Genomic DNA, 10657 nt, shown 5'->3' with positions numbered 1-10657 from the left:
CGCTGGCGTCGGATGCAGCGGGCGGGTCATCGGGAGGAAGCGCTGGCGGTCCCGGTGGCGGTTCCGGTGGTCCTTCGGGCGTAGAGCAGCGTCCGAAACGATCCGGGGCAGAGACGTCACCGGTCATTGATGCCGGTAGTGCTGCAGGCAGCGCCGGCAGCGGTGCTGGTGGTGCTGGCGGAAAAAGCGCGCCCGGTGGTTCGAACGGCCCAACGGGCGCACAGCCTCAGGCGGAACGGACCGGCGCACCCACAGAATCGCCGATGGAAACCCCATCCGGTACCGGTAACGGAAGCTCGTCAGCTGGAGGACCGAGCGGGGCAGAGCCCGCAGCATCAGCCGACAAGCCTCCAACGGAAGCACCTGGGGCCGCATCCTCGACCTCGCCGACGGCTGAGGGTTTCCGGGCCGGTGCGCCGTCCGGGGCGGATAAGTCGGCGCAGAACCGGCAACGCATCGAGTACGCGCTACGGGAAGCAGCAAGGGACATGGAACGCGCAGTGGAAAGTGGGGATGACAGTTGAGCACGGAACAGACAATTATCCGGCAGTATGGCAACATCGCCGAGGACCGGACCGCCGGCCTGATGGGGTTCTCGATGGCTTCGACCGTCGTCCTCGGGGCGGGCGCGGTGGGCGTGTTCATCGCGATCATGGCCGCCCAGATCTGGGTGGCCGTCGGCATCGCCCTGGTCGCGTTCATCGCCGCGACTGTTCTGGGGTCCAAGGACCGTCACGGTCGGTCCAAGCCTGAACGGTGGCTGGCGCGCAGCATGCACGCCAAGGGCAAGACGGCGGGGAAGACCGTCTACAAGGCAGGTCCCGTCTCGCAGATCCCGGACGGTTCATTCCGTGCTCCCGGCCTGCTGGCCGCGACCGAGCTGATCGACTTCCAGGATCTCTTCGGGAACGACGGTGTCATGCTGTGGCACCCGAAACTCAAAACCGGAACCGTCTTCTTCTCCACCAACTCCTCAGGGCTGGGTCTGCTGGATCAGGACCGCGTGAATCGGCTCGTTGGGTCATGGGCCGCGTTCCAGCGCGACGCCGGCTCCAACGCCCGGGTGGAGCAGATTTCGGTGACGACGCAGTCGACGACCGATCCGGGTGAACGCCTGCCGGACGCTATCGCGGTCGCCCGGCAGCAGGCAGGATCCCACGAGGTGCCCGATTTCGCCCGGCAGGTCATGGATGACGTGGTGAACAACCTCAACCACAACGTCCCGAAACTCGAGCAGTGGGTGGCGCTGACGTTCAGCGGCAAAGCCAACGACGCCGACCGGGTGCCCGAACGATCGGCCGAGGAGCTGGTGGCCGATGTGAAGTCGCTCCTCCAGGGCTTCAGGGAAGAACTCGAGGACGTCGGCGCGGGCAGCGTGTCCCTGATGCAGGCCACGGACCTGACCGATCAGACGTTCGTCGCGTTCAACCCGCACGCCGCGGCCGCCGTGGAACGCGCCCGGCTCTCCGGGGCCGGCACCGGGCTGGGCTGGCACGACGTCGGCCCCTCGGCCACGAGGACGGTCGGGTACCCGGGCCGGTACGACCACGCCGGAGTGTCGAGTAAGTCGTGGCAGATGTTCCGGCCCCCGGCCGGCACCTTCCGGGAAAACGCCCTGGTCGCCCTGTTGGGCCCGGATGCGAGCATGCTGCAGAAACGCGTCACCGTGTTCTACCGGCCCCAGCCGCCGGAAAAGTCCGCGCAGCAGGTCGCCCAAGCCCTCACCAACGCCCAGTTCGCCACGAACCAAAAGGGCCGCCGCCCCACCAGCTCCCAGATCATCGCGCTCGAGAAGGCACGCAAGGCCGAACGGGAGCAAGCAGAAGGGGCCGCGCTGGTGCGCTTCGCCATCGGTGTCACCGCCACCGTCGAAAGCCCGGAGCAGCTGCAGGCGGCGGAAGCGAAGATCATGCGCAACGCCGCCACCGGCATCCAGATCCGCATGCGGTCCTGCGACTACAACGACGACGCCGCGTTCTCCTTCAACCTCGGACTCGGCCTCGTGCCAGAGCACCTGGCCACCATCTCCTCCGACGTCAGGAAGGCCCTGTAGATGTCCGCTTTCGACAGAATCGTCGACACGGTCATGGACCGGTTCCTGGGCCGCTCCGAGACGGCAGCCGCCGTCAGTGCGGCGTCGTTCCCGCAGCTCACGGAGAAGGGCATGCGGGTCCGGGAGGGCGGCATGGTGACGTGGGTCGAACCGCCACCGGAGTTCACAGCCACGTCGAACCAGACCGCGGGGCTGTGGCCGTTCTGCGTCGGCACGTCCTCCCCGCTGGTCGGTGCGGTCCTCGGCCGGAACCTGCTCAACAGCTCCGTGGTATGCGGAGACCCGATCAGCCTGTTCCTGCACGGCATCATCTCCTCGCCGTCCGGGTTCATCCTGGGCCTGAACGGGCGCGGGAAGTCCTCGGTCGCCGTCCGCATGGCGTTGGCGTTGATCGATCAGGGGTTCCTGATCCTCGTGGCAGGGGACCTCAAACCGGACTTCGCCGGCGTGGTTCTGGAGACCAATGGGCAGGTCGTGCAGGTCGCCCCCGGTGTCGGGGCGATCAACCCGCTGGACGCCGGTCCGCTGTGGCGGGAACTGGATCGCTTGCCGGCCCCGATGCAACGGCAGATGCGCGCCGAGATCCACGCCCGGCGTCTGATGACCCTCACCGGGCTCATCGAACTGGTCTTCAAGGAACCACTGGACGCGAAGAAGCAGGAACAGACGGTGCTGTCCATGGCGATCGCGATGGCTGCCGAGAAGGCAGAAGCCGAGGACCGGCAGCCGCTGGTCGGCGACGTCGTCGCCGCCATCAAGGCCGCGCCACCGCAGATCCAGTCGGCGCTGCTCATCGAGGAGGAGAAGGAGTACCTGCCGCAGGTCAAGAATCTCCTGGCGGGTCTCAACGCGTTGGGGGAGCATGGCCCGTTCGGGGACGTGTTCTGCCAGCAGACCACGAAGGAAATGAAGATCGACACGTCCGTGGACTTCGACATCTCCCTCATCGACGAGTCCCAGCTGACGCTCCGCGCCGCGGTGCAGACGGTGTGCTGGTCCTACGGTCAGGCCGGCATCTCGGCCGCGAAGACCCTCGCCGATGCCGGGCTGATGGAGGAACGCCATCACCTGATGATCATGGACGAGCTGTGGCAGTCCCTGCGCGCGAGCGAGCTTCTGGTCCACCAGATCGACTCCATCACCCGCCTGAACCGGACCAAGGGCCTGGGGCAGCTGATGATCACGCACTCCATGAAGGACCTGCAACTGTCCACGGACGAGCTGACGAAAATCGCCACCGGCTTCGTGGAACGCTCATCCGTGAAGATCCTCGGCGGGCTGGCGCAGAACGAGATGGACCTGCTCGAAACGGTGTTCCCCGTCTCCGAGCGGGAGAAAGCGATGCTGGTCGGCTGGTCCGCCGAAGGATCCATGAACCCCAACACCAACCAGGTATCCCCACCCCCCGGACGCGGCCGATTCATGCTGAAAACCGGGTCCGAACCCGGGGTCCCGTTCCGGGTCAACCTCACCGCAGGCGAACTCGCAGCCCACAACACCAACCAGGCGTGGGCTGCTGCACAGGCAAAGGTGAACCGATGAAGACCGAGGAGAACGGCCCAGTCATCGCGTTCTCTTCTCTCGTCCTGGCCGCATTCGCCGCGGTCGCTCTGATCCACCTCGGGGAAGCCTTCACCCCGGTTCCCACCGACCTGTCATGGAACCCCATCACTCTCGCCATCGGGTTGGCTACGGGGGATCCGTGGCCGGCGGCCGCGTCCTGGTTGCTCGGCGCGGAAGCGGTCGTGGTCATCGCGGCTCTCGCGTGGTGGAGCACTCGCCCTGTGTCCAGGACCGCCGAGGCGTCCCGTCGGATGAGCCCGGGCGGGAGAATGCGCCCGGCGATGCTCGATGCCCGCCTCACCGAAGCGGCCCGCCTCCACCCGACCGCGGAAGGTATCGGCCCCGGCCTGACGATCGGGTACGCCGGTGACTCCGGCGCCAAGGCTGTTATCCAGGGTTGGCGAGAGTGTTCGACCCATGTGTGGGGGACAGGGCGGGGCAAGACCACGACGCAGGTCGTCCGTCACGCCACCGAGGCTCCCGGTGCGTACCTGATGACCAGCAACAAGGTCGACGGCGTCGCCGAGGTCCTGGCCGCCCGCTCCGATACAGGAACGGTGTGGCTGTTCGATCCGCAACGGATCTGGCGCGACAGCCACCGGCCCGCGATGATCTTCAACCCCCTCGGAATCGTCACCGACACCGTCAGCGCCGGTGAGGTCGCGTCAATCTTCGAAACCTCGTCGGCTCCCAGCGCCGGCCAGGGCAAAGGGGATGCGCAGTTCGACTCACAGGGACGCGACTTCCTTGCTTGGTGTCTCTTGGCCGCAGCCAAGAACAACGACACCATGAAGGAGGTGTTGCGGTGGGTCTCCTCCGCCGACTTCATGGAACCCGCCGAACTGCTCGAGGCCGCAGGCCATGCGGGTCCGGCGTCCGCGTTGAAGGGCATGAACGGCCAGCCTGAGGACACACGGGGTTCGGTGGCCGCCAGCGCCCAGCGCATGGCCTCCGCCCTCGTCCACGACGACCTCGTCGCCTGGTCCACATCTACCCCCGGGGTGCCGGTGTTCGACCCTGCCCGCTTCGTGACAGGCAAGGACACGCTCATTCTTCTCTCGCAGGACGCAGCCGGCTCCGGCGCCGCATTCGTCTCCACGCTGGTCTACGCGGTGTTCACCGCCGCCCAGCACGCCGCACGCCGGGCCGGCGGACGCTTGCCGGTTCCTTTGGTGGCTGACCTGGACGAGGTCGGGAACGTCGTCAAGCTCAAGCAGCTGCCCGAGTGGTACTCGTTCTTCGGGTCCATGGGCATCGTCGTCAGCGCCTACTTCCAGACCCGCGGCCAGGGTGTGGCTATGCTCGAACGCACCGGCTGGGACACCCTCTGGTCCGCAGCCGCGATCAAGGTCTACGGCGGCGGATCCGACGACACACAGTTCCTCGAATCACTGTCCAAGACGATCGGCCAGTACGACGCGAAGGTCCGCAGCAGCTCGACCTCAAGGAATGGGTCCTCCCGGTCTGTGCAGACTCAGCGGCGCGACATCATGTCCGTCGCCCAGCTCTCCGATCTGCCAGCGAATAGGGCGTGGGTGAAGACCTCCACCGGGGGCGGAGCCATTGTCCGCACCATCCCCTGGTTCCGCGACAAGACCATCAACGCCCGCATCGGCTCCACCGTCGAGCGCATCAAAACAGCTGCAACCGGAAGCCCGTCATGACAGAACCTCACGAGCATGCTTCAAATGGCGCCGAACCTAACGGTTACGAAGAGGCCGAGGACTTCACCTTCACCCCGGAAGAGCTCGTCGACTGGGTGGAATCCCTGGTTACGATGCTCGAGTCCGTGGACAAATCGCAGAACCAGTTCTGGTGTTCCCAGTGGTGGAGGCACCCCGAGGCCGTCGACAGGTTCCGGGCCTTATACGAGCAATGGCTGGGGGCACAGGCAGAAGGAGGGATGTCGTCGTGGTGGATCGACCACTACGACCGCCACGCCAGCGTTCTCTTCACCAAACGCGGACCCTTCGGAGAATGCGGCACCAAGCACATGGAAAAGACTGCCCGGCGGATTCTCACTACGGACCACCCGCCGCCAAGCTGGGCGTGGTGAAGGAGGAGCGTCCCGGGCGCATGGAATCGAGCGGGCACCTAAACCAATACTTATCGTCAGATCCGCAGCGATGAGGATCGACGGACTGTGGCGGCGACCCGCAAGTCCTTCCCACCCGAGACCGTGGTGAAAACCGGAGCCCTCAACGAATCCTCAATTTTAGTGCTCGATCAGCGGCGGCCGTGACTGCTTGTCCGCAATGGGGGATTCATCGCATAGGTTGTCCTCTTAGGACAGATTCGTATGGAGGGACGCCACACTGATGTCCAGCATGATCATGCCCGATCTCGGGATACAGCAGGACCCGGTGGAGTTCCAGCGGTTGATGCTTGAGGGAATGGCCTTCGCGGTCCTGCTGGTCGATCCGGAACTGCGCCGTATCACAGCCTCCAACACCGCAGCGGACGTGTTATTTGGGTATGCGGACAGCGGACTGATAAGAGTTTCCCTGGGCACGTGCCTTCCGTCCTGGGAGGAGGATCTCGACTCTTCTGTGTCTGATTCTCTCACCGCTAATGTCTTGCAACCGCGGGTATTCACGACACGGGCCCAGCGCTTGAGTGGCAATAATTTCGTCGTCGAGGCGTCTGTCGCACGTCTTCCGGATAACCCCTTCTGGGTTGTGTCGGTGCGGTCCCTGAGCGATAACCAGATAGCACCTCCTTCGCAGATGCAAGAACTTGTGTCCCTGCTCAACGCGACACTCGAATCGACAGCCGACGGGATCCTTGTGGTCGGGACAGACGGGCGTATCACCGGTACCAACTCACGCTTCGCAGAGCTGTGGCAGATTCCGAGTATCGTCCTGGCAACCCATGACGACGCCTCCGTCATGAAGCTCGTCCTGCAACAGCTCCGCGACCCCGACGCCTTCCTCGCGAAAGTCCACGAGCTCTACGCCGAGCCGTTGGCCGAAAGCCTCGATGTCTTGCACTTCCATGACGGGCGGGTGCTTGAACGGTTCTCCCGCCCCCAACTTCTGGCCGAAACCGTCGTGGGCCGGGTGTGGAGCTTCCGGGACATCACAACACGACGCATAGCCGAGCTCGAAGCCACGAAGGCCCTACGGAAACTTCGCAAGAGGGCAAAGGAACTCCGCAAACTCGCATATACGGACCCGCTCACCGGGCTTGGTAATCGCGCCCTGTTCAACGAGGCGCTGGAGGCGGCGCACACCGCCCCAGCTGAAGAGGATCTCACGGTCCTTCTGCTGGATCTTGATGACTTCAAGGAGGTCAATGACATCTACGGGCATCAAGCCGGAGATGCGATGCTCATCGAGGTGGCCCGGAGGTTAGGAGAATGTGTGCGGAAATGCGACACCATTGCCCGGATTGGGGGAGACGAGTTCGTGGTAATCCTACGATCAGCGACAGATGCGGATGAGGTGGCGCAGCGGGTCGTGGACGCCCTCGGGATACCCGTGGAGATCGACGGTGTAGCCCTGCGTCCCAGCATCAGTCTCGGCATCGCCAGCCGGTACGCGGACTGTTGCCCCAACAGCGGCGCTTCGGATCTTTTCAGGCGGGCTGATATCGCCATGTATGGGGCTAAGCGTGCCGGCAAGAACCGTTTTGTCCGGTTCCAGCCGCACATGATGGAAGAGCTCCTACAAAAGTCCCGTCTGCAGGAAAGCCTCCGACAAGCCGTCACCGCCCGCGAGATCTACCCTATGTACCAGTCCATTCAGGACCGCTCAGGCACGGTCATCCAATACGAAGCCCTCGCCCGATGGACGTGGGAGGGTCGGCCGTGTCCTCCAGACATCTTCATTCCCGAGGCCGAAAGTAGCGGCCTGATCATCAAATTAGGAGAACAGATCCTCGCCCGGGCCTGCCAGGACAGCATTACTTGGCTCGCTGGGAATACGGACCGCAGTCTGGCGGTCAACGTATCAGGACTACAAATCGCGCAAACCGGTTTCGCGGCAACAACCCTCGAGACAATCCAAGGCCACGGGGTCCATCCCCAGCAACTGGTCCTCGAGGTCACCGAACACCTCTTCCTCGGAGCCGACCCGCATGTCATCGCTGAACTCACCGTGTTGCGCGGCGCAGGAGTGCGGATCTCGCTCGATGATTTCGGCACCGGATACTCATCCTTCGGGCAGCTTCAGAACCTGCCCGTCGATGCCGTCAAACTCGACAGGTCCTTCATCCAAGGAATCATCCACTCGACCGATCGGTCACCAATCGTGGAGTCGATGATTGCGCTGGCGCACACGCTGGGTCTCGACGTCACCGCTGAAGGGGTCGAGACCCAGATCCAGGCCGACTACCTGAAACGTCTAGGATGCGACCGGACCCAGGGTTTTCTCTACGGGAAGGTGATGCCAACGATCGGAGGTTGATTGGTGCCCGACGAACCCGGCAACCGCGTTACACCACTATCAGGGACTCAACTCGGCGGGGCATCCCAGGCCGGCGCAACCACCGGACATCGGCCGCGCCACCGCGCTGGCCTTCGCCGCCGAAGGGGCCCGTGTCGTCGCCACCGACCTCCGAGACGCCAGTCACGACGAAACAGCATAAATGATCACCGGCGGCGGGGGAGAAGCCATTGCCCTCGACTGCGACGTCTCGGACAGCCAGGATGTCATGGCGACACTCGACCAGGCCTGGATATCGCTGCTGGAGCAGTTCCCGCTCACCTTGTCCCTGAGTGACTTTGGCGGCCAGGAGAAAGTCGCGGAGCTCCCCGAGCCCCTCGACCTCGACGGCGCACCCGCTGGCAGTGGCGCCGAACCCGGTATGATCGGATACTACGTCCCGGACCAGCGACTGATCCTCTACTACGACCAGGTCCGCTACTACGCAGGCGTCGTCCCCCTCGGAATCTTCGACGACGTGCCGGCCGTGGAGAGCCTGGACGGTGCGTCCACAATCACCGTCCGTCCGGGCGGCTGATCCCGCATCTCATGCTCCTCAAGACCGCGGCCACCACCGATCGACATCGAAACACCCGCCGTCACCACGACACCCCAATGCCCCACCCACACGCTCACAGCGTGAGCACACCACACCGTTCTCAAGGAGAATCATGCGCACCGTCAACGCCATCGCGGCACCGTCCGCCACGGAACCGCTGATCAGGACCACCATCGAGCGCCGCGACGTCGGCCCGAAGGACGTCATGATCGACATCGCCTACGCCGGCGTCTGCCATTCCGACATCCACACCGTCCGTGGCGAGTGGGGCGAGATCCAGTACCCTCAGGTTGTCGGCCACGAAATCGTCGGCACCGTGAGCGAAGTCGGTTCCGATGTCACCAAGCACAAGGTCGGCGACCGCGTCGGTGTCGGCTGCATGGTCAACTCCTGCGGCGAGTGCGAGTACTGCGGCCGCGGCGACGAGCAATACTGCACCGAGGGAAACGTTCAGACGTACGGCGGCGTCGACCCCGCCGATAACACCGTCACCCAGGGCGGCTACTCGCAGGCCGTCGTCGTCACCGAGGACTTCGTCCTCCACGTCCCCGAGAGCCTCGACTTCGAGAAGGTCGCCCCGCTGCTCTGCGCCGGGATCACGCTCTACTCGCCGCTGCACCACTGGAAGGCAGGCCCGGACACGAAGGTGGCCATCGTGGGCCTCGGCGGTCTCGGCCACATGGGCGTTAAGATCGCCGCGGCCCTGGGCGCCGATGTCACCGTGCTCTCGCAGACGACCTCCAAGAAGGAGGACTCCCTGCGCTTCGGCGCGAAAGCCCACTACGCGACCAAGGACCCGGCGACCTTCACGGAGCTCGCGAACTCCTTCGACCTGATCATCAACACGGTTTCGGCGAAGGTCGACATGGGTGCCTACCTCGGCCTCCTGAAAGTCGATGGGACGCTCGTCAACGTCGGGGCTCCTTCCGAACCCCTCGGGGTTCCCGCGTTCGCTCTCATCCCGGCACGCCGCAGCTGGGCAGGCTCCATGATCGGTGGCATCCGCGAGACGCAGGAGATGCTGGACTTCTGCGCCGAGCACGGCATCGTCCCCGAGACGGAGCTGATCGGCGCCGACGACGTCAACGACGCCTACGAGCGAGTACTCAACTCCGACGTCCGCTACCGGTTCGTCATCGACGCCGCCACCCTCGCCTGACCACCAGAGCGTAGAGCAGGTCACCTCCCTCAGCTCCGGCAGAGGTGACCTGCTCTACGCTGACGGACCGGTTCCGTCGCAGGTACGCGGATAGCGGTGAAGAGCGCAGCCAAGTCAATCTCCGCGAAGCAATTGTCCGGACACCGTCTGGACAATTGAGCTGGAGCGCAGCGTCACCCTCGTGAACAAAGTCGACGACCAGGAAGTGCGAACCTGATCGCAGCACAGACTGCCCACCATGGCTGGTCAGTGGCCGTCCTTGAACACCAAATCCTCACCAACAGTCACGCCCGGGTAGGCGCCACACAGAACACCCTCGAAGCCCAGACTCGACAAGGGTGGCAGCAATATCGCACAGCTCTGGAATGACGTAGTCACAGACTTCCGAAGTTTGTAGCTGTTGGGGTGAGGTTCGCCGAGTTTTGCCCGCACCTGGAACGACCAGTGCCCGTCTATGTTCAGCCGCTCTGAGCTGTCACGGCCGGAGACGGCAGGACGAGTCCGCGGGTGCCGCAGCCGGTAGCCGGATCCTCGGGGAGGAACTAGCTACGATCAAGACACGGCCACCCCTATAAGTTCAGTACAACCGAGTGGTTATGACGCACTTCTGGCTGGACTGAAGGATCGGGTCAGGGACGCGCGTTCGAGAGTCCTGCGGACGGTGAATACGCAGCTGATCGAGCTGTACTGGTCCATGGGCCGTGAGGTATTGGAGCAGCAGAGCAAGCAGGGGTGGGGGAGCGGGGTCGTCCGTCGGCTTGCCGAGGATCTGCGCTCGGAATTCCCGGACATGAAGGGTTTTTCGGCTCTTCACGGTTGGTGGGGAAGCGGTCTCGTGTCGTAGATAGCAAGAAGCTCGTGGCCCTGCTGAGATGAGTGTGTCTAAGCATTCATCTTGA

8 protein-coding genes are annotated in these 10657 nt (G+C 64.2%); all 8 read left to right on the top strand.

Annotated elements, in window-relative coordinates:
- Positions 1-520: 520 nt before the first annotated feature.
- Complete coding sequence (locus IWX63_RS15765; RefSeq protein WP_199279106.1) at positions 521-2053, top strand: SCO6880 family protein; 1533 nt, start codon at positions 521-523, stop codon at positions 2051-2053.
- Complete coding sequence (locus IWX63_RS15760) at positions 2054-3595, top strand: hypothetical protein (protein ID WP_199279105.1); 1542 nt, start codon at positions 2054-2056, stop codon at positions 3593-3595. It abuts the gene before it with no gap.
- On the top strand, positions 3592-5280 hold the full coding sequence (locus IWX63_RS15755) for a type IV secretory system conjugative DNA transfer family protein (protein WP_199279104.1): 1689 nt from the start codon (positions 3592-3594) through the stop codon (positions 5278-5280). Before IWX63_RS15760 ends, IWX63_RS15755 begins: the two co-directional genes overlap by 4 nt.
- Positions 5277-5672 carry a DUF4913 domain-containing protein gene (locus IWX63_RS15750; protein ID WP_199279103.1) on the top strand — a complete coding sequence of 132 codons (396 nt, stop codon included), beginning with the start codon at positions 5277-5279 and terminating at the stop codon, positions 5670-5672. Before IWX63_RS15755 ends, IWX63_RS15750 begins: the two co-directional genes overlap by 4 nt.
- A gap of 262 nt (positions 5673-5934) precedes the next feature.
- Entirely contained in the window at positions 5935-8022 is a 2088-nt protein-coding gene (locus IWX63_RS15745) for a putative bifunctional diguanylate cyclase/phosphodiesterase (protein WP_199279102.1), read from the top strand.
- Between the two features lie 181 nt (positions 8023-8203).
- The gene (locus tag IWX63_RS15740; RefSeq protein WP_199279101.1) at positions 8204-8578 is read left to right on the top strand and encodes a cyclophilin-like fold protein; all 375 of its coding nucleotides are present in this window, start codon (positions 8204-8206) and stop codon (positions 8576-8578) included.
- A gap of 133 nt (positions 8579-8711) precedes the next feature.
- The gene (locus IWX63_RS15735; protein WP_199279100.1) at positions 8712-9758 is read left to right on the top strand and encodes an NAD(P)-dependent alcohol dehydrogenase; all 1047 of its coding nucleotides are present in this window, start codon (positions 8712-8714) and stop codon (positions 9756-9758) included.
- 571 nt (positions 9759-10329) lie between these two features.
- Positions 10330-10602: a DUF1016 N-terminal domain-containing protein gene (locus IWX63_RS15730; protein ID WP_199279107.1), complete on the top strand. Its 273-nt coding sequence runs from the start codon at positions 10330-10332 to the stop codon at positions 10600-10602.
- Positions 10603-10657: the final 55 nt, after the last annotated feature.

Origin of the sequence: Arthrobacter sp. CAN_A2 (genome assembly GCF_015752045.1) — a bacterium.
In the GTDB taxonomy this organism is placed as follows: domain Bacteria; phylum Actinomycetota; class Actinomycetes; order Actinomycetales; family Micrococcaceae; genus Arthrobacter_D.
This window is presented reverse-complemented; position numbering and strand designations above follow the sequence as displayed.

Coding starts and splice junctions, on each gene's coding strand:
- IWX63_RS15750 (WP_199279103.1), top strand. CDS start 5,277: ATGACAGAACCTCACGAGCATGCTTCAAATGGCGCCGAACCTAACGGT.
- IWX63_RS15735 (WP_199279100.1), top strand. CDS start 8,712: ATGCGCACCGTCAACGCCATCGCGGCACCGTCCGCCACGGAACCGCTG.
- IWX63_RS15745 (WP_199279102.1), top strand. CDS start 5,935: ATGTCCAGCATGATCATGCCCGATCTCGGGATACAGCAGGACCCGGTG.
- IWX63_RS15760 (WP_199279105.1), top strand. CDS start 2,054: ATGTCCGCTTTCGACAGAATCGTCGACACGGTCATGGACCGGTTCCTG.
- IWX63_RS15755 (WP_199279104.1), top strand. CDS start 3,592: ATGAAGACCGAGGAGAACGGCCCAGTCATCGCGTTCTCTTCTCTCGTC.
- IWX63_RS15740 (WP_199279101.1), top strand. CDS start 8,204: ATGATCACCGGCGGCGGGGGAGAAGCCATTGCCCTCGACTGCGACGTC.